Source organism: Marinobacter sp. AL4B (assembly GCF_019916045.1).
Lineage (GTDB): Bacteria > Pseudomonadota > Gammaproteobacteria > Pseudomonadales > Oleiphilaceae > Marinobacter.
The window spans coordinates 1,117,439-1,143,670 of record NZ_JAILWZ010000013.1; the positions used below are offsets into that span (position 1 = coordinate 1,117,439).

27 protein-coding genes are annotated in these 26,232 nt (G+C 54.2%); 18 read left to right on the plus strand and 9 right to left on the minus strand.

All coding sequences use genetic code 11. The features are described 5' to 3' along the window. Positions 1–10: 10 nt before the first annotated feature. The 3 genes from K5L82_RS15415 to K5L82_RS15425 are packed head-to-tail and all read left to right on the plus strand — an operon-like array spanning position 11 to position 1,576. The gene (locus K5L82_RS15415; protein ID WP_223134752.1) at positions 11–475 is read left to right on the plus strand and encodes a YchJ family protein; all 465 of its coding nucleotides are present in this window, start codon (positions 11–13) and stop codon (positions 473–475) included. A gap of 7 nt (positions 476–482) precedes the next feature. Next, positions 483–1,370, plus strand: coding sequence for an EamA family transporter RarD (gene rarD, locus K5L82_RS15420; protein ID WP_223134753.1), 888 nt, complete (start codon positions 483–485; stop codon positions 1,368–1,370). Further along, positions 1,367–1,576, plus strand: a complete 210-nt coding sequence (locus K5L82_RS15425) for a DUF3565 domain-containing protein (protein WP_133006763.1) — start codon at positions 1,367–1,369, stop codon at positions 1,574–1,576. Before rarD ends, K5L82_RS15425 begins: the two co-directional genes overlap by 4 nt. On the opposite strand, the gene K5L82_RS15430 is transcribed toward K5L82_RS15425, so the two are convergent. Then, positions 1,573–2,454, minus strand: a complete 882-nt coding sequence (locus tag K5L82_RS15430) for a LysR family transcriptional regulator (protein WP_223134754.1) — start codon at positions 2,452–2,454, stop codon at positions 1,573–1,575. The two genes, K5L82_RS15425 and K5L82_RS15430, sit on opposite strands and share 4 nt — an antisense overlap. A gap of 93 nt (positions 2,455–2,547) precedes the next feature. On the opposite strand from K5L82_RS15430, the gene K5L82_RS15435 reads away from it, so the two are divergent. The 11 genes from K5L82_RS15435 (at position 2,548) to K5L82_RS15485 (ending at position 14,246) form a co-directional block, all read left to right on the plus strand. Continuing rightward, the gene (locus K5L82_RS15435) at positions 2,548–3,324 is read left to right on the plus strand and encodes a cation diffusion facilitator family transporter (protein WP_223134755.1); all 777 of its coding nucleotides are present in this window, start codon (positions 2,548–2,550) and stop codon (positions 3,322–3,324) included. A 127-nt stretch (positions 3,325–3,451) separates the two neighbouring features. Then, positions 3,452–5,131, plus strand: coding sequence for a methyl-accepting chemotaxis protein (locus K5L82_RS15440; protein WP_223134756.1), 1,680 nt, complete (start codon positions 3,452–3,454; stop codon positions 5,129–5,131). 113 nt (positions 5,132–5,244) lie between these two features. Next, positions 5,245–6,315 carry a TRAP transporter substrate-binding protein gene (locus tag K5L82_RS15445; RefSeq protein WP_223134757.1) on the plus strand — a complete coding sequence of 357 codons (1,071 nt, stop codon included), beginning with the start codon at positions 5,245–5,247 and terminating at the stop codon, positions 6,313–6,315. Between the two features lie 108 nt (positions 6,316–6,423). After that, positions 6,424–7,545 (plus strand): spermidine/putrescine ABC transporter ATP-binding protein PotA, encoded by a 1,122-nt coding sequence (potA, locus tag K5L82_RS15450; protein ID WP_133006759.1) that lies wholly within the window; start codon positions 6,424–6,426, stop codon positions 7,543–7,545. Continuing rightward, positions 7,538–8,395: a spermidine/putrescine ABC transporter permease PotB gene (potB, locus tag K5L82_RS15455; RefSeq protein ID WP_207924302.1), complete on the plus strand. Its 858-nt coding sequence runs from the start codon at positions 7,538–7,540 to the stop codon at positions 8,393–8,395. Before potA ends, potB begins: the two co-directional genes overlap by 8 nt. Next, on the plus strand, positions 8,392–9,162 hold the full coding sequence (gene potC / locus K5L82_RS15460) for a spermidine/putrescine ABC transporter permease PotC (protein WP_133006757.1): 771 nt from the start codon (positions 8,392–8,394) through the stop codon (positions 9,160–9,162). The genes potB and potC overlap by 4 nt, the downstream gene beginning before the upstream one ends. Further along, complete coding sequence (locus tag K5L82_RS15465) at positions 9,159–10,199, plus strand: extracellular solute-binding protein (protein ID WP_133006756.1); 1,041 nt, start codon at positions 9,159–9,161, stop codon at positions 10,197–10,199. The genes potC and K5L82_RS15465 overlap by 4 nt, the downstream gene beginning before the upstream one ends. A 151-nt stretch (positions 10,200–10,350) precedes the next feature. After that, positions 10,351–11,427 (plus strand): extracellular solute-binding protein, encoded by a 1,077-nt coding sequence (locus K5L82_RS15470; RefSeq protein WP_223134758.1) that lies wholly within the window; start codon positions 10,351–10,353, stop codon positions 11,425–11,427. Between the two features lie 5 nt (positions 11,428–11,432). After that, on the plus strand, positions 11,433–12,527 hold the full coding sequence (locus tag K5L82_RS15475; RefSeq protein ID WP_223134759.1) for an ABC transporter ATP-binding protein: 1,095 nt from the start codon (positions 11,433–11,435) through the stop codon (positions 12,525–12,527). Then, complete coding sequence (locus K5L82_RS15480) at positions 12,524–13,384, plus strand: ABC transporter permease (protein WP_223134760.1); 861 nt, start codon at positions 12,524–12,526, stop codon at positions 13,382–13,384. Before K5L82_RS15475 ends, K5L82_RS15480 begins: the two co-directional genes overlap by 4 nt. Positions 13,385–13,388: 4 nt before the next feature. Continuing rightward, a complete protein-coding gene (locus K5L82_RS15485; protein WP_223134761.1) occupies positions 13,389–14,246 on the plus strand; it encodes an ABC transporter permease in 858 nt (285 codons plus the stop codon). A gap of 60 nt (positions 14,247–14,306) precedes the next feature. Here the strand turns inward: K5L82_RS15485 and K5L82_RS15490 are convergent, their stop codons facing one another. The 7 genes from K5L82_RS15490 to K5L82_RS15520 all read right to left on the minus strand — a co-directional run bounded on the left by K5L82_RS15490 (position 14,307) and on the right by K5L82_RS15520 (position 21,075). Beyond that, complete coding sequence (locus K5L82_RS15490) at positions 14,307–15,719, minus strand: alanine/glycine:cation symporter family protein (protein WP_223134762.1); 1,413 nt, start codon at positions 15,717–15,719, stop codon at positions 14,307–14,309. A gap of 148 nt (positions 15,720–15,867) precedes the next feature. Continuing rightward, complete coding sequence (locus K5L82_RS15495; RefSeq protein WP_133006750.1) at positions 15,868–16,311, minus strand: universal stress protein; 444 nt, start codon at positions 16,309–16,311, stop codon at positions 15,868–15,870. Positions 16,312–16,343: 32 nt separating this feature from the next. Next, a complete protein-coding gene (locus K5L82_RS15500) occupies positions 16,344–17,630 on the minus strand; it encodes a TRAP transporter large permease (protein ID WP_223134763.1) in 1,287 nt (428 codons plus the stop codon). Positions 17,631–17,668: 38 nt separating this feature from the next. Then, positions 17,669–18,265 carry a TRAP transporter small permease gene (locus K5L82_RS15505; protein ID WP_133006748.1) on the minus strand — a complete coding sequence of 199 codons (597 nt, stop codon included), beginning with the start codon at positions 18,263–18,265 and terminating at the stop codon, positions 17,669–17,671. Positions 18,266–18,377: 112 nt separating this feature from the next. Next, positions 18,378–19,406 (minus strand): TRAP transporter substrate-binding protein DctP, encoded by a 1,029-nt coding sequence (gene dctP / locus K5L82_RS15510; RefSeq protein WP_223134764.1) that lies wholly within the window; start codon positions 19,404–19,406, stop codon positions 18,378–18,380. Positions 19,407–19,547: 141 nt separating this feature from the next. Further along, entirely contained in the window at positions 19,548–20,087 is a 540-nt protein-coding gene (locus K5L82_RS15515) for an alpha/beta hydrolase (protein WP_223134765.1), read from the minus strand. After that, the gene (locus tag K5L82_RS15520) at positions 20,077–21,075 is read right to left on the minus strand and encodes an LLM class flavin-dependent oxidoreductase (protein ID WP_223134766.1); all 999 of its coding nucleotides are present in this window, start codon (positions 21,073–21,075) and stop codon (positions 20,077–20,079) included. Before K5L82_RS15520 ends, K5L82_RS15515 begins: the two co-directional genes overlap by 11 nt. A 185-nt stretch (positions 21,076–21,260) precedes the next feature. Here K5L82_RS15520 and K5L82_RS15525 point away from each other — a divergent pair, with 185 nt between their 5' ends. Genes K5L82_RS15525 through K5L82_RS15540 form a run of 4 tightly spaced genes read left to right on the plus strand, consistent with a single transcriptional unit; the run spans position 21,261 to position 25,379 of the window. After that, on the plus strand, positions 21,261–22,433 hold the full coding sequence (locus K5L82_RS15525; protein WP_223134767.1) for a mechanosensitive ion channel family protein: 1,173 nt from the start codon (positions 21,261–21,263) through the stop codon (positions 22,431–22,433). Further along, positions 22,430–23,257, plus strand: coding sequence for a (Fe-S)-binding protein (locus K5L82_RS15530; RefSeq protein WP_223134768.1), 828 nt, complete (start codon positions 22,430–22,432; stop codon positions 23,255–23,257). The genes K5L82_RS15525 and K5L82_RS15530 overlap by 4 nt, the downstream gene beginning before the upstream one ends. Continuing rightward, the gene (locus K5L82_RS15535; RefSeq protein ID WP_223134769.1) at positions 23,254–24,711 is read left to right on the plus strand and encodes a LutB/LldF family L-lactate oxidation iron-sulfur protein; all 1,458 of its coding nucleotides are present in this window, start codon (positions 23,254–23,256) and stop codon (positions 24,709–24,711) included. Before K5L82_RS15530 ends, K5L82_RS15535 begins: the two co-directional genes overlap by 4 nt. Next, a complete protein-coding gene (locus tag K5L82_RS15540) occupies positions 24,708–25,379 on the plus strand; it encodes a lactate utilization protein C (RefSeq protein ID WP_223134770.1) in 672 nt (223 codons plus the stop codon). Before K5L82_RS15535 ends, K5L82_RS15540 begins: the two co-directional genes overlap by 4 nt. A gap of 23 nt (positions 25,380–25,402) precedes the next feature. Here the strand turns inward: K5L82_RS15540 and nfsA are convergent, their stop codons facing one another. Next, the gene (nfsA, locus tag K5L82_RS15545) at positions 25,403–26,140 is read right to left on the minus strand and encodes an oxygen-insensitive NADPH nitroreductase (protein ID WP_223134771.1); all 738 of its coding nucleotides are present in this window, start codon (positions 26,138–26,140) and stop codon (positions 25,403–25,405) included. Positions 26,141–26,232: the final 92 nt, after the last annotated feature.

Genomic DNA, 26,232 nt, shown 5'->3' on the forward strand with positions numbered 1-26,232 from the left:
TGATTGCTTTATGGAGGCAGCAAGTTCGTCTGAGATTTGCCCGTGCGGCAGTGGTGCAGATTACTCACGTTGTTGTCAGCCTTGGCACCTTGGCCAGCCTGCGCCCACGCCGGAAGCGTTGATGCGTTCCCGATATGCTGCTTTCGTCAAGCACAACGCCGAATACTTGCTGGCGACCTGGCACTCATCTACTCGCCCTCCGGAGTTGGCGCTGGAAGGCTCGCCGGCGTGGACGTCACTGAACATTATGGATAACAGTGAAAACGCAGATCGTGGAACGGTGCATTTCCGGGCGCTTTATCGGGCCGGCTCAGGTTGGGGCTACCTCGAAGAACAGTCTGATTTCATAAAACAAGACGGGCGCTGGTACTACGTGAGCGGCGCAACGAGTGAGGGCGATCACAAACCGGGTCGAAACGATGTCTGCCCTTGTGGCAGCGGCCGAAAATACAAAGTGTGTTGTCTGCGCAAGTGAGTGATTCATGAACAAGGCAGTTTCGGAAACCAGCAAAGGTGTGGCGTTTGGGTTGGCGGCTTACACCATGTGGGGCAGTTTTCCGCTTTATTTTGCGCTCTTTGAGGGGATTCCCGCCTGGGAGGTGCTGATTCACCGGGTGGTGTGGTCCTGTGTGTTTCTTGCGATGGTTATATCACTGCTGAAACGCTGGTCCCCGGTTAAAACCGCTTTGAAACGCCCAAAACGGTTGGGTTTTGTATTGGGGTGCGCCATTTTCATTGCTCTGAACTGGGGTATTTACATCTACGCGGTGGAAACCCGGCAAGTGATGCAGGCCAGCTTAGGTTACTTCCTGACACCTTTAGTTAATGTGGCCATGGGGCTGCTAATACTGGGCGAACGGATATCCCGGTTGCAGGTGGCCGCGGTTGCCTTGGCTGCCGTGGCCATCGTTTATCAAATCGTTCTGTTGGGCGTTTTGCCGTGGATAACCCTTGCGTTGGCCTTCAGCTTTGGCACCTATGGGCTGATGCGCAAAAAGGTGGATTTGGATGGCCTGTCTGGGCTGTTTGTTGAAACGCTCTTGTTATTACCGCTCGGCCTGCTGGCGTTGGCGTGGCTGTCGGCCCAGGAGTTGTCACATCTGACGGATAGCTCCCGCAGTGCCTTGCTGCTGATGTCCAGCGGAATTGTTACGGCGATTCCGCTGTTGGCCTTTGCCGGTGCGGCCCGTCGGTTGCGGCTGTCTACCGTCGGGTTTCTTATGTACATCAACCCTACCCTGCAGTTTTTAATTGCGATTTATGTGTTCCAAGAGCCGTTGGGTACCGAGAAGTTGATCAGTTTCGTGATGATTTGGGTGGCTTTGGCGATATACTCCTGGTCGGCATGGAATGGCAGGGCTCGGGCATGAAACAGCAGATTGCGGGTTACCACAAAGATGATGAAGATCATTGGGTTGCCCAACTGGCGTGCGGGCATAACCAGCATGTACGCCATGATCCGCCTTGGGTGAATAGGCCGTGGGTCATCAGCCCCAAAGGCCGGGAATCTATGTTGGGGTTCGAGTTGGATTGTAAAAAATGCGATCTTGCCGCCCCGGCGGATGAGCAGCCTTAGGCCATGGTTTCCAGATAGGCTTCCAGCTCGTTTGCCAGCCAGCCGACCACGGCACCCCCTTGGGCTTGCTCCGTTTCCAATGCACTGAAAACCTTCCACCATCGCGCGCTTCGGTGGTTGATGGTTTTCAGTTGTTCTTTTTTCAGTGCCTCTGCAATCAGTGGTAAGGGCAAGTCTGCCCAGCCAGCGCCCTCTATAACCGCATCCCGAATCAGTTCGTATTGTGTGAAAGCGAGATAATTGGCGGTTTCAGGTGACTCCGCCACCAGCTGATCGTCTTTCATGTAGGCCATAGTGACCTCTGTGTGGGCTACGAGCTGATCCTGAGTGACACGTTTCAGCTGGCACAGCGGATGGTCTGGTGCGGCGACGGTGAGCATGCGCACGTCAGCCAGTTCCCGGAACCATTGATAGCCCTCGCTCAACATTTCGGGCATCAAACCGTAGGCGACGTCGACGGATTGGTTTCGGACCAGGTTTGCGAGCTCCCGGGGCGGTGCCAAGTACACCGACAAGCTGGTTTGAGGGAATCTAAGTTTCAGATGTCTCAGAAGATCTCGCCAGATCACTTCTGGTATCGCATCGTCTCGAGCGATGCGCAGCACCGACTCCGCACCGCTTAAATGGTGCTGGCAACGTGACCGAATCTGGCCCGCTACTTGGTCGAAACGCCGGCAATCGGTCACGATGGATTGGCCAATCGCTGTCAGGTGTAACTGGTTGCCGCTGCGTTCGAACAGTCCGACTCCCAGCTCATCTTCCAGGGCTGCCAATACGGTGCTGACGGTGGTGCGGCTGCGATTAAGGTGCCGAGCCGCAGAGGCAATGCTGCCGTGATCGACCACCGATAGAAATGTTTTGATTTGTGATGCTTTCACGATGACTTCTTTCCGACGGATTTTCCGTCGCTCAGTGACTCACGCCGACGAATATATCCCGATAATATGGCCGCTTATTCACAGGAGGTCAAAATGTTTACTTCTCTAGCGCGGGAAAATATGGCGCTGAAATTATCTGCGGTCGGCGCCGGTTTGTTTGCGGTTGCCGGTATCGTGTGGGGCCTTTGGGTCGATTCTCTGGTTGTTCTTTTCGATGGCGCCTATTCGTTGGTTAGCTTGGCGTTATCCCTTTTGTCGCTGTATGCGGCACGCTTTATCCGCAGCCCCGCAACGGAAGACTATCCGTTCGGTATGGGTGCCGTAGAGCCGCTGGTTATTGCGGTTAAGGGACTGGTTATTGGGTTGGTGTGTGTGCTTTCGTTTGCATCGGCGGTGGTGTCTATTTTACAGGGTGGCCGCCCGGTGGAGGCCAGCATGGCGCTGATTTTCGGCGCTGTCAGTGTTGTGGGTTGTTTGGTGGTTTGGGTTTATTTGCGTTGGACCAGTCACCGCAACGGCTCTGGCCTGGTGCTGGCCGAGCAGGGGCAGTGGCTGATGGATACGGTATTAAGTGCTGCGGTAATGCTCGGCTTTGCTATCGCATGGCTGATAGAGCGCAGCGAATGGTCCGCGTTGGCGGTGTATGCCGACCCGGTCATGATGTTGCTGATCTCCGGATATTTCATGACCGTTCCCGTGAAAATGGTTCTGGGTGCCGTTCGAGAGTTGTTGCTTGCTGCGCCTGCAGAGGAGGCCATGGATGACATTCACAGCGCCCTGAAAGATCTCGGTGTGAATCCCGAGGCAGTGAAGGTGGCTAAGCTAGGACCAAACCTGTTACTAGAGGCGAAATTGGTGCGTATGGGCTGAGTTTGCACTCCGAGGTGAAAATTTGGTGAGAATGCGCTTAAGATGCGGCCATAATGGTCGATACCTATGACAACTAAAGCCGCCCATTGGCTATCGCCCACACCAACAATAACTCGGAGTCTCCGATATGCCCCTGATAAGCGCCCTGCGAATACGAACTCGATTGTTAATTGGTGTGTTGGTGCCGGTACTTCTCACCGCGGGAGCTATCGCCTGGATCACGGCTATGGAAATTAACGCCAATGGCCAGGCCGAGCTGGAGCGGCTGGAAGCCGAGTTGTTTGCAGCAAAGAAGCAGGGGCTTGAGGATCTGATTGAAGCCGTTAACGATGTCGTTGAAGAGGCTAAAAATAACCCCGCGCTCTCACCTGAAGAAGCCAAAAACGAGGCGCGAAAGCGTATTCGTACCATCTCGTTTGGTGAGTCCAATTACGTGTTTGCGTACACCCGGGATGTCTTTAATCTGGCGTATGCACCAAGCCCTGACAAAGAAGGCCCGACCACCAATCCTAAGGTTCGCCGGCTGGTAGGCGATCTGTTTCAGGCGGCAAGCCAAGATGGCTTTTTCCAGTACGAGTGGCCAAACCCGGCTTCGAACGGCGCTATTGAAGCAAAACTGTCGTACACCACGCTGGTGCCGGGGTGGGACTGGATGATCGGTGCAGGTGTCTATGTTACCGATATTAATCGGGTGCTGGCTGCGGCCGAGCGAGATATTGACGACACCATATCCGAGGCCATGTTATTTACCTTGGTTGCAACCATCGTTGTTGTGATCGTTGCGCTGATTGTGGGGTTGTTGATTGGTCGCACGGTGACTGTGCCGCTGAAGAACGTCAGTGACATGATGCAGGAAATCGCAAATGGCGACGGCGATTTACGCCATCGCCTGCCGGAAGATGGTACGGATGAATTGGCGGAGTTAGGGCGTCGGTTCAATCAATTTGTCATCAAGATGCAAACGACTATTCGCGAGGTAGGTATCACCACCGACCAGGTGGCCTCCGCCGCCGAGGAACTCAGTCGAGTGGCGAATGAAACCAGTCAGTCGGTGCAGGAACAAGGCTCTGAAACCGATCAGATTGCCTCGGCGATTAATGAAATGGCCGCCACCATTCAGCAAATTTCCGGTAACACCAACGAAGTAGAAAGCGCTGCATCGGATGCAGATCGCATGGCCCGTGAAGGGGGCGAGACCATCGCCAGCGCCCAAGGTGCGGTCACACAATTGTCGGGTGAAATCGAAAGCACCGCTGCCAGCATTAATGCGCTGGCTGATAAATCCGGTGATATTCAGCAGGTGTTGGATGTGATTCACGCGGTAACAGAACAGACCAACTTGTTGGCATTGAACGCAGCAATCGAAGCCGCTCGAGCGGGGGAGCACGGCCGTGGTTTCTCGGTAGTCGCCGATGAAGTGCGCCAGTTGGCGCGCCGGTCAGCGGAATCGGCGGATCAGATTGGCGAGATGATTGGTGGTTTTGTAGCGGAAACCAAAGCCTCGGTTGATCGGATGAATCATTCGCGGCGAAGCTCCGAAGAAACGGTTGAGCGGATTAACCACGCCACATCTGCTCTGAACACGATTGTCGGTTCGATCGCACAGATTCATGATCAGGTGACCCAGATTGCCACTGCGGCAGAGCAGCAAAGCCAGGTCGCGGAAGAGGTGAATCAGAACGTGGTGCGCATTGTTGATGCGGCGCAGCGAAGCGATACCGGTGTGACTCAGACCAACGAAGCCAGTCACGAATTGGCACGCTTGGGTGAGAGCCTGCGCGAGTTGGTCGCTCAGTTTAAGGTGTAATGCCGGCAGCAGTCTTGCCCATAGCAGCTGAAAGGGCGAGACTGTCCGTTTATTGTGGTTTAATAACAGGTTACTACATGTGATCCAAAGCGATAATAACGGAACCCTTTACTATGTTTATGCGTAATACCTTTATGGCAGCCCTCGCTGCGGTTGCTGTTCTCGCCAGCCCGTTCGCGGCAGCCGACAAAACCTACACCATTCGCCTGGCGGAAACTTGGGGCCCTAACTCCGGACTGCTTGGCGATACGTCCCGCAATATGGCCGCCATGGCTGAAAAGATGTCCAATGGCCGATTAAAGTTTCGAATTGATTCTTCCAACAAACACAAAGCTCCGTTTGGCATCTTCGATATGGTGCGCAATGGTCAGTACGATATGGGGCACACCGCCTCGTACTACTACAAGGGCACCATTCCAAACGCCATGTATTTCACCACCACACCGTTCGGCATGATTGCGCCGGAAATGTACGCTTGGTTCTACCATGACGAGGGTATGGAGCTGATGCAGAAGGTGTACGAGCCGTTCGGCTTGTTGTCCTTCCCGGGTGGTAATACCAGCAACCAGATGGGCGGCTGGTTCCGTAAAGAGATTAATTCACTGGACGACCTGAAAGGTCTGAAAATCCGGACGCCCGGGTTTGCTGGTGAAGTTATGTCCGAGCTGGGTGTCGCGGTTACCAACTTGCCTCCGGGAGAGCTGTATACCTCACTGGAGCGCGGTACCATTGACGCAGTGGAATGGGTGGGTCCGGCGCTGGATCTGAGAATGGGCTTCCACCAGATTGCTGATTATTATTATTCCGGCTGGCAGGAGCCGAGTGCCGAAGTTCAGTTCCTGATAAACAAGAAAACCTGGAACAAGCTGCCGGAGGACCTCCAAGAAGTCCTGCGAGTGGCGATGCGCACAGCAGCTTATGACATGTACATTCAAAGCACCCATGAAAGTGGGGCTGCCTGGGCTAGCATGAAAGAAGAATATCCGAATGTGACCCACAAAGTATTCCCGCGGGAGGTGATCGAAGCACTTCGCGAGACCACGAACCGTTTGCTGAACGAGTTCGCAGCGGAAGACGAGCTGGCAAATGAAATCATCACGTCTCAACGCGAATACCTGAAGCAGGTTCGTCCCTGGACAAACATTTCAGACAAGGCGTATTTGAACAGCGTAGCTGACCAGTAAACCGTCCTGTAAGGCCAAGGGGCGCGGGGTTGTGGAATACCCTGACGCCCCTTTTTGTTGGCCGGGGTTTCTGGAAAAATACGCTGCTAACTTTTTAGGCGGCGGCCAATGAAACAGACACTGCTTTCTTTGAGTAAACTCTCTAAGCAATTTGATGACCGCAAGGTATTGGATTCGCTGGACCTTGAGATCCTTGATGGTGAGTTTATAACGTTGCTGGGTCCTTCAGGCTGTGGAAAAACCACGCTTCTGCGCATGATGGCGGGGTTTGAACACCCGGATGATGGTTCAATTACCCTCGGTAGTCAGGACCTGACCCATACGCCTCCTGAGGCTCGTCCTCTGAATACCGTATTCCAGAATTATGCGTTGTTTCCGCATATGTCGGTTTTCGACAATGTTGCCTACGGCCTGAAAATGGAGAAACGCCCGAAGCCGGAAATTCAGCAACGGGTAGAAGAAGCGTTGGCCATGGTGCAGCTGGAGGAGTTTGCCAAGCGCAAACCGCACCAGCTTTCCGGTGGTCAGCAGCAGCGGGTCGCCATCGCCCGGGCGGTGGTCAAGCGCCCAAAAATGTTGCTGTTGGACGAACCCTTATCCGCGTTGGATTACAAACTGCGCCGCACCATGCAAGTGGAGCTGAAGCGTTTGCAGCGAGAGCTGGGCATTACCTTCGTGTTCGTCACCCACGATCAGGAAGAAGCCTTGTCTATGTCTGATCGCATTGTGGTGCTGAAAGACGGCCTGATTCAGCAGTTGGGCACCCCGCGTGAAGTCTATGAACGCCCTGCCAACCTCTTTACTGCCCGGTTTGTGGGTGAAACTAACTTCTTCCCGGGCCGCGTAGATTCCCTTAATGAAGACGGCACCATTATTGTGGATGTCTTCGGTTTGAAACGCAGGTTCCGTAAACCAGACTTTTCCGTTGTAGAAGGACAATCCTTGCACGTATTGCTGCGGCCGGAAGACATCCGGGTGCTGGCGCCGGGTGATGACGACGGCGTAGCCGGTAAGGTGGTGGAGCGGAACTATAAAGGCAGCACCCTGGATTCGGTGATCCATTTAACTGACGGCACCGAAGTGCTGGCGTCTGAATTCTTCGATGAGGATGACCCGACGTTCGACTATCGTTTGGGCGAGCCGGTCCGAGTCAGCTGGGTAGACGGCTGGGAATGGTTGTTGCCGGAAGAGCCGACGGTTGTCACCGAGGAAGGCTCCATTGATGGGTAACGCATTGCAGCAACCGTTCAGAACCGCCGTGTTGGTTCTGGTGTGGGGTTGGTTGCTGTTTTTGGTGTTTACCCCCAACCTGTTGGTGGTTGGTGCCAGTGTGATGACCCGGGACCCGAGCAACTTTATTGCTTTCCCGCTTAATCTGGATGCCTACCGCCAACTGCTAAACCCGCTCTATCTGGATGTGTTTCTGCACTCCCTGTATATGGCGGCTATGACCACGTTAATTTGCTTGCTGATCGGCTACCCGTTTGCGTGGTCCTTGTCGAAAGTGGCCAGAAAGAATCGAGTGTTATTGATCTTCCTGTTGATCGTGCCTTTCTGGACCAACTCCTTGGTGCGCACCTACGCCCTGAAGCTGATTTTGGCGACCAACGGATTGCTGAATAACGGTCTGATGGCGATGGGCATCATCGATGAGCCCATGCAGATGTTGTACACCGAGGGCGCCGTCATCATTGGCTTGGTGTACCTGTTGTTGCCGTTCATGATTTTGCCGTTATACACGGTGTTTGAGGATCTGCGCGAAGATTTCCTGCGGGCTTCTCACGACTTGGGTGCGGGCCGATGGTCAACGTTCGTCCATGTCATCGTGCCATTGACCCTGCCGGGCGTTTTGGCCGGCGTCATGTTGGTGTTGTTGCCGGCCATGGGCTTGTTCTTCGTGCCGGACGTGTTGGGTGGTTCGCGCAACTTGCTGGTGGGTAACGTGATTAAAAACCAGTTCCTGGATGCCCGAAACTGGCCCTTTGGTGCAGCGGCTAGCATCATGTTGACCTTAGCTATGGCATTTTTAATGTTTGCCCACAGGTTAAGTAAACGCCGAATCGGGGAGGACGGCGTATGAGCCGCTGGCTGCCCCGGACCTACCTGACTCTCGTCTATCTGCTGTTGTACGTGCCCATTGCCGTGCTGGTGGTGTTTTCGTTCAACGATTCACGCACCGGCTATGAGTGGGGTGGGCTCAGCCTGCGTTGGTATGAGGCGTTGTTTAGCAACCGCGCCATGGTTCAGGCCATGTGGAATTCCCTGTGGCTGGCGCTTTCGGCTGCGACGGTGTCTACCCTGATAGGTGCGCTTACGGCACTGGCCTTGCATCGGTACCGATTCCGCGGCAAGCAGGTACTGAACGGTATGTTGTTTATCGTGATGATGTCGCCGGAAATTGTGCTGGCGATCTCGCTGCTGGGGTTGTTCCTGATGGTGGGGTTGCAACTGGGTTATGTGTCCTTGCTGCTCGCGCACGTTACTTTCTGTCTGCCCTTTGTGGTCATCACGGTGATGGCTCGCCTGAGTGGTTTCGACGAGCGCTTGCCCGAGGCGGCCCGCGATTTGGGTGCCAGTGACTTCACCATGACCCGCACGGTGTTGATTCCGGTGATCATGCCGGCACTGCTGGCGGGGTGGCTGCTCGGTTTTACTCTATCGCTGGACGATGTGGTGGTGAGCACCTTTGTTAGCGGCCCCAGTTATGAAATTTTGCCTTTGCGCATCTACTCTATGGTGCGAGTGGGTCTGAAACCGGAAGTAAATGCTCTAGGTACCCTGTTGCTGGTGTTTTCACTGGTGATGCTGATGTTATCCCAATGGATCCTGTTAAGGAGTAAACGATGAAGAAACTGGCACTGGCCACGATGCTGGCGGTTGGCCTGACTGGCTGCAGCAGTTCTGAAGAAACCCAAGTGTTGAACCTGTATAACTGGTCGGAGTACATGCCGCAGGAAGTCCTCGATCGTTTCACCGAGGAAACCGGCATCCAGGTGGTTTACACGACGTACGATAGCAACGAGGCTATGTATGCCCGGTTGAAACTTCTGGACGACGGCGCAGCCTATGATTTGGCTGTGCCATCGACCTATTACGTCAGCAAAATGCGTCAGGAAGATCTTCTGATGCCGATCGACCGCAGCAAAATCGAAGGTTTTGATAATATCTCCCCCGAGTTGGTCAACCTGGACATCGACCCGGAAAACGCATACAGCGTGCCTTTCTTGTGGGGCACCACCGGCCTTGGTGTAGATACCTCAGATGTGGAAGGCGAAGTAACCGCCTGGGCAGACCTGTGGGATGAGCGCTTCGAAGGGCGCATCGTGCTGACCAATGACATGCGTGAAGTGTTCCACGTTGCTTTGCGTGTGTTGGGCCATTCTGGCAACAGCACCGATCCCGAGCAAATTGAAGAAGCGTATGAGAAGTTGACCGAGCTGATGCCGTCGGTTCGCACCTTTAACTCTGACGCCCCGCGTATGCCCTTCCTGGAAGGCGAAACCGACATTGGCATGATCTGGAATGGCGAAGCCGTAATGGGTCGTGACGCTTTGCCGACTCTGGAATACGTTTACCCGGCCGAGGGCATCATTGCGTGGCTAGACAGCTTCGTAATCCCGAAAAATGCGAAGAATCCGGAGGCCGCGCACAAATTTATCAGCTTCGTACTGAAGCCTGAAATTTCCGCGCTGATCAGTGAAGACATCGGTTACGCCACGCCAAACCTCGCAGCTCGTGAGTTGCTGGATGAATCGATTGCCAGTGATCGCGCCAGCTACCCCACCGCGGAAGACATGATTAATGCCGAGTTCCAGACCGATATCGGTGACGAAGCGTTGCAGGTTTATGCGAAGTACTGGGAAAAGCTGAAGTCTGGTCTTTAAGGCGTTTTCGCACATTGAATTGAAAAAGGGAGGCCTCGGCCTCCCTTTTTCGTGGGCCGTTTTCACACAACCGTCATATATGGTCTATAACTTCCTGATAACAAGAAGTTAGCGAAGTGCTTCGCTACAAAAATCAGAGGAAGGAACGACCATGAACGCGAATAAAACACGGAATGCGGCACTGCTGTGTACCTCTCTGTTGGCCGTAACAGCTGCCAGCCCGTTGTTAGCTGAAGAGCTCCGGCTTATTACATGGGGTGGCTACGCGCCGGACGAGGTAGTGGCGCAGTTTGAAGACGAAACCGGTATCGATGTGAAGATTACCTTGTCGAACAACGAAGACATGATTTCCAAGCTTCGGGCCACCGGCGGTGCCGGTTTTGATCTGGCTCAGCCGAGCCAAGACCGGATCGTGGGCGTTCAGCGTCAGTTCAATGTCTACAAACCCATCGATTACAGCCGAATCAATACCGACCAACTGCAGCCGTCTATGGTGAAGGCAACTCAGGAAGCCACTGCCTTAAATGGTAAGTCCTTCGGTGTTCCGGCCGTGTGGGGCACCAGTGGTTTGATTGTGCATAGCTCTGTGGCGGATACGGTTAAGGATTACACCGACCTGTGTGATCCGGCGGTCGCTGGCAAAGTGAGTTACCGGCTGAAGCGCCCCACCCTGATGGGCTTCGCGTTTGCGATGGGGATGGACCCGTTCGCGGCATACAACGATCGTGACGAATATGCGTCGATCATGGCGAAGGTCGAAGACAAACTGATCGAGTGTAAAGCCAACGTGAAAACCTACTGGACCGGTGGCGATCAATTGTTGTCGCTTCTGCGCACCGGCGAAGTGACCGCAGCCATGGCTTGGGATGCCGGTGGCTGGAAACTGAATGCAGAGAATCCGGAGATACAATTTGTTGCTCCGGAGTCCGGTGCTTTGGGTTGGATTGATACCTTTGCTATCCCACGTCGCAGCGAAAATGAAGAAGCGGCCTATAAGTGGATTAATTTCGTGATGCAGCCGGAAATTGCCGCGAAGATTACCAACGCCTCCGGTAATTTCACCGCGTCTAAAGCTGCGGACGAATTTGTGAAGGCGGACCTTCGTGATGCTTACCGCGCCAGCTTTGGCGAGCAAGCCATCACCAACATCAAGTGGTACCCACCGGTGCCACCAGGGCTGGAAGCCACTGAAGGGCAAGTGCTGGATCGTGTTCAAGCGGCGAACTGATCTGTATGGCTACACAATCAGATCTTTCCTGTAACGGGCTGGTGCGGCGCTTCGGCGCCCACAAAGCCGTCAATAACATTTCACTGGACGTGCCGGCAGGCACGTTCTTCTCCATTCTCGGCCCTTCCGGTTGCGGCAAGACGACGCTGCTGCGTCTGCTGGCAGGCTTCGATAAGCCGAACGAGGGTGATATCTATATCCGTGGGGAGCGGATGAACGATGTACCGCCCAATCGCCGGCCGGTGAATATGGTGTTTCAGCATCTGGCTTTGTTTCCCACCATGTCAGTGGGCGACAACATCGGCTATGGCCTGAAACGCCGGAAAGTGCCCGCGGCCGAACGCCGGAAACTGACCTCAGAGGTGCTGGAGCAGGTTGGACTACCCGGACTTGAACACCGTAATCCGATGGAATTGTCCGGTGGCCAGCGCCAACGGGTGGCTCTTGCCCGGTGTTTGGTACTGAAGCCTACCCTGTTGTTGCTGGATGAACCGCTCGGTGCGCTTGATCTTAAACTACGGGAACAAATGAAGGTGGAGCTTAAGCACCTTCAGAAGCAATTCGGTACAACCTTCGTTTACATTACCCACGATCAGTCGGAAGCCATGGTGATGTCGGATCAGGTGGCAGTGATGAAAGACGGCCGCTTTGATCAGGTGGCGCCACCAGAAGAACTCTACCGGGAACCAGCGACCCCGTTCGTGGCGGGCTTTGTTGGCGATAACAATCGACTGGCGGGAGACGTCATCTCGCTGGCCGACAATTTGGCGCAGATTCGGCTGGAGAACGGCGAGCTGGTGCGCGGGCGCGTGGCCGCAAGTGACCTTCAGCTCGGCGAACGTGCAGAATTGTACATCCGCCCTGAATCTCTGGTGTTCAACGATTCTAGGCCGGATAACCACTATTCGGTGATGCAAGCCAGAGTGAAGGCGACACTTTTTGACGGCGCGAACAGTCGGGTTGAAGCGGAGAGCAGTGGCAGCCCGATTTATGCTCGGTTGCCTCAAGACGGTTCGGCGCCGGCCTTGAACGCCGATAGTGCGATCAAGCTGGCTTGGGACCCTATGCTGGCTCGGGTGTTCAGAGCAGATCGGTCATGAAGTCTTCGGCGAGTCGTTTGTCACTCTGGCTGTTGCTGACACCCTTCCTGCTGTGGATTGTGTTGCTGGTGTTGGTGCCGCACATGCAGATGCTCAGGGTCTCGTTTCAGGTTCGCGAGAGCTGGGATACGCTGGCGTGGGGGCTGGAGCAATACCAGAATTTTTTCACGGAATCTTATTACTGGCGAACCTTTGTTCGCACCGGGGTAATGTCGCTGTTCACCACGTTTTTAACACTGCTGGTGGCTTTCCCCGTAGCCTGGTACATCGCCAAAATGGCCCGAGGCCGCAGCAAAGGCATTCTGTTTCTGGCTTGCCTGATTCCGTTTTGGGCCAGTGAGTTAGTACGTACTTACGGCTGGATGATTCTGCTGCGTGAAAGTGGCTTGTTCAGCTCCTGGCTGCAGGCGTTGGGTTGGGCCGATGGCCCAGTGGAAATGCTTTACAACGATGTCGCGGTCATTATCGGTCTGGTGTACAACGGCTTGCTGTTCATGGTGGTGCCTCTGGTGACCACGCTGGATGGCATGGATGAGAATCTGGTGGAAGCCGGCTACGACCTTGGCGGCGGTCACGCCACGGTGCTGCGGGAAGTCGTGGTGCCCTGGGCCATGCCCGGTATTGTTTCCGGGTGCATAGTGGTGTTCATGTTAACGCTTGGCAGCTATTTAACCCCTGTTTTGATGGGAGGCAAAGACAGCGCCTGGTTCACGGAACAAATCTTTACCCAGTTTATTACCCGTTTTAATTGGGAACAGGGGGCCGCTTTAGGGGTTCTGTTGCTGCTGCTGTCGTCGGTGATGGTGTGGTTGGGGCTCAAATTGTCTGGTCAGTCTCTTCGTAAGGTAATGGGGTAAACCTATGATTCGCTCCGTACCTCGTTCCCGTTTGTTTGATGGCCTCTACCTAGCCTATTTAGTGACTTTTTTTATTTACTTGGCCATGCCGCTGTTGGTGACCGCCGCCTTTGCGTTTAACGATTCCCAGTTCCCCTCGTTGCCATGGAAAGGGTTCACGTTGGATTGGTATTTGGCGAATGGTAGCGAAGGTCGAACGGGCCTTTTCCATGACAATGGTTTGCTCAATGCTTTGTGGGTGAGTACGAAAATTGCCTTTTGGGTGACTTTGGGCAGTGTGGCGCTGGGTTGCGTCAATGCCGTGTTATTTGAACGCCTGCAGTTTCGAGGCAAGGAATTCTTGTATTTGCTGATGCTGTTGCCACTGGTGATTCCCGGTGTGATTCTGGGGGTTTCTATTTTGGTGTTCTACAGCGGTACCGCGAACGAAGTGTCCCGGTTGTGGGGATTTGAGCTGGATGTCTTTCGACCGGGTATGACGCTGGTGGTGATGGGGCAGGTGGCCTTTATAACAACACTGGCTACGTTGGTAATTGGTGCGCGGTTGCGCAAGTTTGATCCACAACTGGAAGAAGCCGCACTGAACTTGGGTGCAACGCCATTGGTGGCTTGGTTCACCGTGACTTTACCTTGGTTATTACCATCAATATTCGGGGCGGCGGCAATGGCGTTTCTGATGTCGTTCGAGAACTTCAATACCACGGTCATGCTTACGGGTAGTGACACTCCACTTACCGTAGCGCTATTCAATCGGTTGCGAGAGGGATCTACGCCGGTACTCAATGCGGTGGCGTTGTTCTTGATGGCCGTATCCGGCTTGTTAGCGATGCTGACTTTGCGGCAAAAGCGAGGGGACCAATAGATCGCGGAAAGGAAAGAGTTGCCCTGCAGCTATCACTGGAAAGCTGCAGGGCATTACACATTAGCGCCAGATAGTGCTGTCGATTTTCTCGTCCAGCTCTGGGTAATCTGCGGATTTGAACTGCGGTACTACACCTTCTTTACGCTGAGCCAGATAGTCTTTCGTCAGCTTAATCACGGTGCCTGACAAGAGCACAATGGCAATCAGGTTGATCACCGCCATCAGACCCATAGACGCATCTGCGGCATTGAATACGGTGACGACGGCTTCGTAGCCACCCCAAATCACCATGCCCAAAGCAGCTAAGCGGAGAATGGTCAGGCCCAGTGTGTTGCCGCCTTTCAAGTACACCAAAGCGTTTTCAGCATAGGTGTAGTTCGCAACGATGGAGGTAAAGGCAAAGAACAGGATGGCGACGGCAATGAAGTAGCTGCCAAACTCGCCGAGGTGAACTTCCATAGCCTGCTGAGTCAGCTGGGTACCGGTCACTCCTGAACCTGGCTCCAGAACACCTGCCAGCAAAATCATGATGGCTGTGGCTGTACACACAACAATGGTGTCAACGAACACGCCGAATGCCTGTACCAGGCCTTGCGATGACGGGTGGTGCGGTGCCGGTGTGGCTGTAGCCGCAATGTTGGGCGCCGAGCCCATGCCGGCTTCGTTGGAGAACAAGCCGCGCTTGATGCCGTTCAGCATAGCCGCTGTGACGGAGCCAACCGCACCACCGGCTGCTTCTTCAAGGCCAAATGCACTTTTTACGATCAGCGCCAGAATGCCCGGAACTTCCGTGATGTTCATGGCCATCACGCCCAATGCTAGCAGCACATAGGCTCCGGCCATAAAGGGCACCACGAATTCAGCAAAACGAACGATCTTGCGCAGACCACCGAAAATCACCACACCCGCACAGGCTGCAATCACTACGCCCACGCCGAGCTTGGGCGCGCCGAATGCGCCTTGCATGGCATCGGCAATAGAGTTGGCTTGAACGGCGTTGAACACCAAACCGAAGGAAATAATCAGGCAAACCGCGAAAATGGCAGCAGCCCACGGTGCGTTCAGGCCCTTGGCGATATACACAGCGGGCCCCCCGCGGTATTGGCCTTTGCCGTCACGAACTTTGTAGAGTTGAGCCAGGGTGCTTTCCGCATAGCCTGTGGCCATGCCCACCAGAGCGACCATCCACATCCAGAAGATAGCTCCGGCGCCGCCCAGATAAAGAGCAACTGCTACACCGGCAAGGTTGCCGGTGCCAACGCGTGAGGCGAGGCTGGTACACAGAGCTTGGAATGGGGAAATACCGTGAACGTCGCTTTCGCGGGAACCACGGATGGCGCGTACCATCTCTCCGAAATGACGGAACTGCAGAAAGCCGAGGCGAACGGTGAAAAAGATGCCTACGGCGAGCAAACCGTAAACGAGAACATAGCCCCAAATAATAGAGTTGAGAAAATCGACAATTGCGGTCATCGACAAGCGCCTTGTGATTTGTGAATGTAAGGTAACCTAGAGGCGCGGCAGTTTAGCACGGTGAAATTTCACGCAGCTTGCGGATATCCGTGATACCCCGACAGCCAAAAATCTGCTGTCGGGGTTGTTCAGAGTGGCGCGAAAAGCGTCATACGACCAGTACGGGGCATTTGGCTTGGGAGGCCACCCGGTGAGAAACGCTGCCCAAAAACATGCCGTCTTTGTCGCTGTTGGTGCCTTTGGTACCGACCACGATGAGGTCGGTCTCCTTTTCCTTGGCGAACTTCACAATCACCTTGGAAGGCCTGCCCGCTTTCACGAAACCGCGCACTTTTGTGGCGCCGTGCTCCTTCGCAAACTCTTTCGCGTGGTTAACCACCTCTTTAGCGTATTCCGACAAAACCTTATCCGGGATGTCCATGTCGTCGGGCCGCCCGATGGATAAGGAGGCTTCGAATAAGCTGTGATGCTTGTAAACGCAGATGATGAAAATCTCAACCTCTGGTAACAGCCGTTGCAGTTCGATTGCCTTGTCTAGTGCCCGAAGCGATGTTTTGGAACCATCCACGGCCGCCAGAATTCGATTAAACATAGCAGTCTCCTGTTATTGGCCGGGTATCCGGCTTACTGCGGGTAAGCCAGATCCCTCAGGAACAACGCAATTTGCGGGAAGGCGATGATCAAGCCAGCGGCTGCCACCAGCATGAAAATGAACGGCGGCGTGCCACGGATAACTTCCAGGTATGGCCGTTTGAAAATCGCAATTGCGGTGAATATATCGCAACCGAAGGGCGGTGTGGCAGAGCCAATGGCCACCTGCAAAGTGATCAGAACACCCACCAGAACCGGGTCAAGGCCCGTAGACTGGATCGCGGGCGCGAAAATCGGAGTGAGCACCAGAATCACCACGATGGGGTCAACAAACATACAGGCGACGAAAAACGCGACACAAATCGCGATCAGAACCCCGACAGGCCCCGCTTCGTTGACGCCAACGGATTCGAGGATGGCTTGCGGAATCTGGGCAAAGGAGATGATCCAGGAGAAACCGTTACCTACAGCAACGAGAATGAAGACCACGGCGGTGATCAGGCCGGTTGATTTGGCAATCCGGTAAACATCGGTAAGTTTCAGCGAACGGAAAATCACGAATTCCAACAGAAATGCATAAAGCACGCACACGGCGGCCGCTTCCGTAGGGCTGAAAATGCCACCGTAAATACCGCCGACAATAATGACCGGGAACATCAGTGGCCAAGAGGCATCCCGTACCGACAGTGCACGCTGTTTCCAGCTGGCTTTTTCTTCCGTGGGCACGTTGTTCTTGTACGCATAAATCAGGCAGTACACCGAAAACATAAACAGGATTAACAAGCCCGGGCCAATGCCTGCAATGAACAATTCGGCAATAGAAGTTTCCGAAATAACCCCGTAGATAATCATCCCGATACTGGGCGGGATTAGAAACGCGATGTCACTGGCGTTAATGATCAAGGCCAGGGTAAAGGAATCAGAGTAACCGGCCTTCAACATCTTCGGGCGCAATGGCGAACCCACTGCAACCACAGTTGCCTGAGTTGAGCCAGATACCGCACCGAATAAGGTGCAGGAGGTAGCGGTACTGATCGCCAGCCCGCCTTTAACGTGACCGATAAACGACATGACCATGTTGATCAGCCGGTCTGCAGACTGGCCACGAGTCATAATGTCGGCTGCCAGAATAAACATCGGTACTGCGATCAACGACGCCGGCCGGATGCCGCCCATCATCTGTTGGATGAAGGTGCCCATCTGGCCGAAGCCGTCAAACATCATTACAAAACCAACCACCGCAGCGGTGATTAGCGGAATCATCATCGGGAAGCCCAGAAGCAGCAGCCCGATCATGATGAGCATCATAATAGTTGCCATAGTATGCGTGTCCTCAACCTTCCAGGTTTGTGCTGCTTTTAAACTTCCGATTCTGTGTCGGCATAACCGTCAACTACCCCTGTTGAAAGGTAAACATCCTTGCTGGTGAAGTTCTTGATGGCGGTGAGGAAGTACTGAATGCCTGTTATGGCAAAACCGATAGGTGCCCAGATATAAATCCACCAGATGGGAAGGCCCAAGGCTGGCAGGATTCGGCCCCGGCCGTGCAGTGTTTCGATGTAGCCGTATGAGTAGTAACACAGGAAAAACATAACAACGGATGTGAAGAGTGCGATGACGATCATCAGAACTTTGCGGCCACTGGCAGGAAAAGCATCGTAGACCGCTGACATGCGAATATGGCGACCGTGCCTAGCGGCATAACCAATGCCGGCGAAGGTGATCAGAATAATGAGGATTCGGTTGATCTCGCCGGAGAAAAACAAACCTTCTCCGAAAACAAAACGGCCTATAACGTTAATGCAGGTGTTGATGGCCATCAGGATAACGCCAGCAGCCAGCATGACTGCTTCGGTTTTGGCTATCCATTCGTCGATGGTGCCAAGGATGCCGGGTAAACCGGATTCATAGGTGCCGGTATCGTCTTCAACAGCCTCTTGAGGATGCTCAGACATGGGTGGTGCTCCACAACTAATTGCTCCCGGCCGTTAAAGCACACGACGGGGCAGATTTAAACCTTAGCCGGACAACAAAGGGTGGCCAGAGCCACCCTTTGAAACCTGCCGTTTATTCGCCTTTAACAGCTTCAAGGTCGGCTTTGAATTGCTTGAGGAGTTTCTTGCCGCCGTCGCCAGTCATCTCGATGAATTTTTCTTCAACTTGAGGTGCCCGTTTACGGAACGCTTCAATCTGTTCTTCGTTCAGACGGGTAACGGTAACGTCATCACCTTTTTCGACAATCTTCTCAAGTGCTTCATCTGCCAGGCCATCGATGTGTTCGATGATTTCTTCAAAGGCGAAGTCAGCGGCGTCTTGCACCAGCTTTTTGTCTTCGTCAGACAAACCGTTGTAAAAGTTTTGGTTTGCCATCATGGCGGTGGTGAACCAGCCGTGGCCAGTGAAAACCAGGTTTGGGGATACTTCGTACAGGCCACCAGATTCAATCCAGAAAATTGGGTTTTCTTGACCTTGAATCATGTTGGTTTGCAGCGCGCCGTAAACTTCACCCCAAGGCAGAGGCGTGGGGGTGGCACCAAACGCGGAATAGGTTTCAGACAACAGCGGGTTAGTCATCACCCGGATCTTTTTGTTCTGAAATTCTTCTGGCGATGTCACCGGCTCATCCACGGTGACCACGAATTCGCCTTCCGGGTACATCTTCAACAACTCCAGACCTTGTTCGGAATAGAGTTTGGGGAAATCTTCGTTGATCGCCTTGGACTCACGGAAAAAGTCGATCACCGTACCCATGTCGGTCGGCAGCAGGTAAGGGATGAAGAAGATCTGAGCTTCAGGAATCAGTGAGCCGGTGAAGCCAGGGGACTGATTCACGAAATTCAGGATGCCTGCCTGGGTCTGCTCCATGATGTCATCAGATTCACCCAGCTCACCAAAGCGGAAGACCTGCAATGAGTGGTCTGAGTTCTCTTCGATGTACTCTTTGAATTTGTAGGCGTAAACGTCTTGAACATCACCCTCGTATTCTTCGTGGGCGTAACGCCAGTTGGCGGCATTTACTGCGTTGGCAGCGGTCAGCCCGGCAAAAGCCAAAGCTGAAATACCGACCAGTTTCCGGAATTTGTTTGTGCTGTTCATTACGTGATCTCCGCTCGCTTTTTTTAGTTAGTTCCTTGTTAACTTTATAAAGACTGGCAAAACAAAGCGGTTTTCGCAAGGAAACAGCCAAAATTAGAATAAATGAAAAAGCGAATGGCGGGAGTGTGCAACGCTCTGATTTTAGTCCGGATTCTGTTCTACTAGACACGTTTTCAGGAACCGCCGAAACTCTCCCGATACCCTGCCTACGCTGTTTTCAAGCCGATGTCCGTCGGCTAAAACCAAGGTTTCCAGCTGCTGTTGATGGGCGAGCTCAAGAACGGGCATAACCGGCACAACATCGTCGTTCCAACCATGAATGATTTTTACGTGTTCGGCCTGAAGGGTCGGGCTGGATTGCGGGTACTTCGCCAAGGCAAGCGCCGGGGCCAGGAGAAAACAACCCAGTACCGGCGTGTTGGCACTGGTTTGGGCACAAACCCAGCCGCCCATGCTGGAGCCGGCCAGAATGGTGCGTGCCGGAGTGGCCCCTGCGGCGGTCATAGCGTCCCGCATTTGTTGAAGGCGGGTTTCCGGGTCTCTGGTACTGGTGTGGTCGATCGCCTCAGCGATAACGCCGGGGAATTCTTCAGCGACGGCTTTCATGGCTAGAACTTTTGTGCCTTTCGGGCCGCTTTCCAGCCCGTGAGACAGAAACACGAAAAAGCGATCATCCTTCATTGGATAAACTCTCGGCTAGAATGTTGAGTGCATGTTGGCGTTTCTCTGGCTCGTAAATATCGACGGTAAACATCAGTTCCTCGACTTCGATATCGGACAGCAAGGTATCAAGCTGTTGTGTAATGTCGGCCGAGTTGCCGAGTACTTGTAAGCCTAGGAAATCTTTGACACCGGCTTCTTCGGCGGTGTTCCACAGGCCATCCATGGAGTCGACGGGTGGCTTCATCCACAACGGCTGCCCGCGGAACAGTGCCAGAATACGCTGGTAACTGGTGGTGGTCAGGCGTTTGGCTTCGTTCATGGAGTCAGCCGGTATGGCCGGAATCGCCAGCATGGCGTAAGGCTGTTGGAGCTGTTCCGAGGGCTGGAAGTTGTCGCGGTATACTCGCAGAGCTTCCCGGTACAAACGCGGCGCAAAATGCCCGGCGAAGGCATAGGGCAGCCCGCGCATGGCGGCCAGCTGTGCGCTGTACAGACTGGAACCCAACAGCCAGATGGGTACGTTGGTACCGGCACCCGGAATGGCTTTGACTTGTTGTCCGGGCTGTAATGGGCCAAGCAAATTTTGCAGCTGTGCGACATCTTCCGGGAACTGCTCGGCACCAATGCCATCCCGGCGCAAAGCGCGGGCGGTAATCTGGTCGGTTCCTGGCGCGCGGCCAAGCCCCAAGTCAATGCGGCCCGGGTAGACACACTCCAGCGTGCCGAACTGTTCGGCAATGACCAGCGGCGGATGGTTAGGCAGCATGACACCGCCGGAGCCGACTCGAATACTCTTGGTTTTGCCAGCGATGTGGCCCACCAACACCGAGGTCGCGGAGCTGGTGATGCCTTCCATATTGTGATGTTCGGCCAGCCAGAAGCGTTTGAAACCCAGGTTTTCAGCGTGCTGGGCGTAGGCAACGCTGTTCGCTAATGTGCTGGAAACGGAATCACCTTCGCGGACGGAGGCCAGCTCAAGTAGCGAATAGTCGAGTTTTTTGGTCATGTAGCTCCCGGATCATGAGAAAGGTGTGACGTTACCATCTCAACATGGCGTCGATGGGAAAACTCTTCAAGGGCTCCACTGGAAATGGTTAGTCGAGAATCCGCTACTATATATGTATTGCGCAAGCACTTGCCCCAACGATAGTTTGAAAGTCTTCCGCGCTCATTTGTTGAAGGACAGGGTTGATGATCGAATTTACCGAAGTCGTGGTCGAGCAATTAAAGAAAAACCTTGGGGATACGCTGAGTGCCTTTGGCGGCCATGAGTATGAATGGCGTGAGGTGGGAGCGTACGTTCTCAGTCAGATGCTGATTTCGATTCTGTATTTGGCTTTGTTTTTCGGGGTGTACTTGGTGTTGATTGGGCTTATTCGGCTGGTGGTCGGTAAGCGCAATGTTAATAGCTCTACCTTTAAACACGGGAGAAGCGGGCTAAGGTATTTAACCGGGCTGGGTGCCTTGTTGGTGATACTGGCGCAATTCGGAGCGGGAGTTGAATTCTTAAAAGCGGTCGCGAGGGCGGGTTTGCTGGCGCTGGGTTTCTACGTGGCCTGGTTGGTTATCCGTCGCGTGACCGCCGAAACGCTGCGCCGAAACCGGTTGGATGCATCTATTCAGCAGTTGGCGGGCAATGTGTTGTCGGTGGTGATGACGACCTTTGCGGTGGTCACTATCCTCGCACAGTTCGGTTTTGACCTGTTGTCGATTGTGGCGGGCCTGGGGATTGTCGGTATAGCCGTGGGATTTGCAGCTCAGTCGACGCTTTCTAACTTTATTGCCGGTATTACTTTGTTGATCGAGCGACCGTTTCGTATTGGTGATTGGGTCACCATTAATGGCCAGGATGGCAAGGTGGTGAAAATTGCGCTGCGCACCACGTGGCTGCGGACTCGCGACAATATCTTCACCATGATTCCCAATGACAGTGTCGCTTCTTCAGAGATCGTTAATTACAGTGCCGAAGGCGCTACCAGGCTCAATATTTCGGTGGGTATTGCTTACAAAGAATCGGCCAAGGCGGCAAGAGACGTGATTATGCCGGTGCTTATGGCGCACCCGGAAGTGCTGCAGTCGCCGGGCATGGAGCCACGGGTGGTGCTTAAAAATCTGGGCGATTCCTCGGTGGATCTGGAAGTTAAAATCTGGATTACACCGGATAACCTGGATGTGCAGCCAACCATCATGGCGGACGTGTTGGAGCAGATTAAAGAGACACTGGATGAGGCCGGTATCGAAATACCTTTCCCGCATCTTCAGCTTTTTGTTGATGAAGCTAAAGGCTTGAAGCCGCTGATCGAGCCGCTTTACTCCAAAAATTGCATAGATCGTGCCACAGAGTCCGGAGGTGATAACGCGTGAGTGAACGGTTCTACGATGCCGCACCCAATGCCACCCGGGTCGCGCCAGCAAGGCCTGCCCCAAGAGAGTATCCAGCGAAGCCCGCCGAGGTGACACTGTTTGGAACCTGCGTGGTGGACCTGTTTTTTCCTGAAGCCGGGCTGGATGCCATTCGTTTGTTGGAACGCGAAGGTATTCGGGTGCATTTTCCACAGGAACAATCCTGTTGCGGTCAGCCGGCCTGGACCTCCGGTTATGTGAACGAGGCGAGAGACGTTGCCCGTTCCCAACTGGATGTGCTGGATAACGGCTTGCCGGTGGTGGTGCCTTCCGGATCTTGCGCCGGCATGTTTCGCCAGCACTATCGTGAAGTCTTTGCGGAGGAGCCAGAAACGCTGAAACGGGTCGAGGATTTAGCTGGCCGAACGTTTGAGCTGATCGAGTTTTTGCTGCATGTGTGCAAGGTTGAATGGAAGGATTTAGGCCAATCAACGCAGATTGCCTTGCACACGTCTTGCTCTGCTCGCCGGGAAATGAACACCCACCTGCATGCTCGGGAATTGCTGGCCAAACTGGATAATGTGGAAAGGCTGGAGCACAACCACGAAAGTGAATGCTGTGGTTTTGGTGGCACCTTCTCTGTGCGCATGCCGGAAGTGTCTGGCGCGATGGTACTCGATAAAACTCGCGCCTTGCGGGACAGCGGGGCAGCCGAAATGGTGACCGCCGATGGTGGATGCCTGCTGAATATCAATGGCTCGTTAGATAAGCAAAAGCAGACTTTCCGAGGCCGGCATCTGGCCAGTTTTCTGTGGGAGAGAATCAGTGGCGAGGGTGCATCATGAGCCAACGCATCCCCATGACAGAACTCACCAGCAGCTTCCGGGGCCGCGCCACAGAAGCTTTAGCGGACAGTCAGCTGCGGACCAATTTCCGTGTCGCTATGGACTCGTTGATGCAAAAACGAGCCGACGCTTTTCCTGATGAGCAGGAGCGTGAGCGGTTGAGGGAGCTGGGCAATCACATCAAAGCCCGAGCCTTGTCCCAATTACCGGATGCGCTGGAGCAACTGGAAGACAAACTCACAGAAAACGGCGTCCACGTGCACTGGGCTGAAACCACCGAAGAAGCCAACCGCATTGTCCATTCCATCATCGAATCAAAACAGGGCTCGCAGGTGGTAAAAGGCAAGTCCATGGTCAGCGAAGAGATGGAGATGAACGACTATCTGGCGGATCGGGGTATCGAGTGCCTGGAGTCCGATATGGGGGAGTACATCGTCCAGCTCGATGGTGAGAAGCCATCTCACATCATCATGCCCGCGATTCATAAAAATAGGCGGCAAGTGTCGCAGCTTTTCCACAATAAACTGGGCGTGGAAGAAACCGACGATGTGAACGAGCTGATTCAGATTGGCCGACGTACGCTGCGTAAAAAGTTCCTGGAAGCCGATGTAGGCGTATCGGGCGTCAACTTTGCCATCGCGGAAACCGGCACCCTGCTATTGGTGGAAAACGAAGGTAACGGGCGCATGAGCACGACGGTTCCGCCGGTGCATGTGGCGGTCACCGGGATCGAAAAGGTGGTGGCCAACCTGCGTGATGTGGTGCCGCTATTGTCCTTGTTGACGCGCTCGGCATTGGGCCAACCGATCACCACTTACGTCAACATGATCTCGGGCCCCCGCAAGCCAGACGAACTGGACGGCCCGGAAGAGGTGCATTTGGTGCTTCTGGATAACGGCCGAAGCGGGGCCTTTGCTGACGCGCAAATGCGCCAGACTTTGAACTGTATCCGATGCGGTGCCTGCATGAACCACTGTCCTGTGTATACGCGGGTCGGCGGCCATACCTATGGTGAAGTGTATCCCGGGCCGATTGGCAAAATTATCACGCCGCACATGGTGGGCTTGGATCATGTGCCTGATCATCCCAGCGCTTCATCATTGTGTGGCGCTTGTGGTGAAGTCTGCCCGGTGAAAATTCCGATTCCGGAATTGTTGCAACGACTGCGGCAGGAGAACGTAAAAGGCCCGGACGAACCGCCGGTTGTAAAGGGAAGTGGGACCAAGCACTCCCGCAAGGAACGCGCTCTTTGGCGTATCTGGGCTGCGCTGAATAGTCGGCCAGGGTTGTACAAAGGTTTGCTTTGGGCCGCAACTCGCTTTGGCAAGCTGACCCCCGGCAAGCTTGGCCCTTGGACTGAGAACCACACCGCACCGATACCGGCCCGCCGGTCCTTGCATGATTTAGCGAAAGCCCATCTTAACGCTGAGCAGAATCAGGGAGGGCAATCATGAGCGCCCGCGACAACATCTTGAACAAGCTCCGGGCTGGTTTGGAAGGAACAACACCAAGGCCCGACGAGTTCGACGAAGCGCTGGTAACTCAGCCCTGGCAGTACCCGCCGGAAGACCGAATCCAACGCCTGCGCAGTCTGATGGAAGCGGTTCATACTGAGGTGTACACGCTGGCGGCGGCGAATTGGCCGGCGAAGGTGCAGGAACTATTGGCTAGCCGAAAGCTCGCTAACCTGCTGTACGCACCGGGTACCAGACATGGGCAGCAGCTGGCGGAGTTCTGGGCGAAAGCCGGTGCCGAGCAAAACCTGCTGGCCTACGACCGCCCGATCGAGGAGTGGAAAGAAGAGCTGTTCTGGCAAGTGGATGCCAGTATCACCGGCACCGCAGGCGCGATCGCCGCAACCGGCTCCTTGGTGTTGTGGCCAGACCGACATGAGCCACGACTGATGAGCCTGTTGCCACCGCTGCATATCGCCTTGCTGAAGGCCAGTGAGATCGAAGATAACCTGTACGGCATGATGGAAAAACAGAGTTGGTCAGCGGGCTTGCCCACCAATCTTTTGCTGATATCGGGGCCTTCGAAAACCGCAGATATTGAGCAGGTGTTGGCTTACGGTGCCCATGGCCCGAAAGAGTTGGTTGTCCTCATCCTTGAGGACGCTTGAGTGCAGACATACCGGTTCGGTACTTACTTAATGCCGAATCCGCGTTTGTTCAAAAACTCTTTCATGTGGGCGCGCAGCTTACTGGTGAACAAGGGCTTCAACTGCTCGGACCAGTTAGTGTTTTTATTGCCGCCCGTACGCTCTTGGTAATAACGGGTCATGGTGTCGTCAAACTCGGCAACCTGAATTTCATCGTCAGAGTCGTCGTAAACGTCTTGTTTCAAAATGCTAGTCAGTGGCAGGCGCGGCTTCACTTCCGGGTTTTGGTCCGGGTAGCCCAGGCACAAGCCGAATACTGGATAGACATGCTCGGGCAGCTGCAATAGTTCGCTGACTTCCTGCGGATTGTTACGAATGCCGCCGATGTAACAAATACCCAGACCTTCCGACTCCGCCGCAACCACCACGTTTTGGGCCATCAAAGCAACATCGATACTGGCGACGAGTAGTTGTTCGGTCATGCCACGGGTGACCTCTGCACCGGATCGTTCGGCAGCTTCAGTCGAGCGTTTCATGTCGGCACAGAACACCAGAAAATCGGAGGCGCTTTCGACATAGGGTTGGCCGCCCGCCAGCTCCGCCAAGCGCGCTCGGCTTTCTGGGTTTACCACATGAATTACGGTGTAAGCCTGCACGTGACTGGACGTGGCTGCGCTCTGGCCAGCCTGAATCAGCTCCTCAAACAGCTCTTTGGGGATCTGCTGATCTTTGAACTTGCGGATGGAGCGGTGCGACTTCAGAAGTTCGATTGTTGGATTCATAGCCCCTCATCGGTTGTGATTAAAATCGTAAGCAAGGTTCCTATCCTCGGCTAATTGCGTGTACTATGCTACTGTATAAATATACATGCATT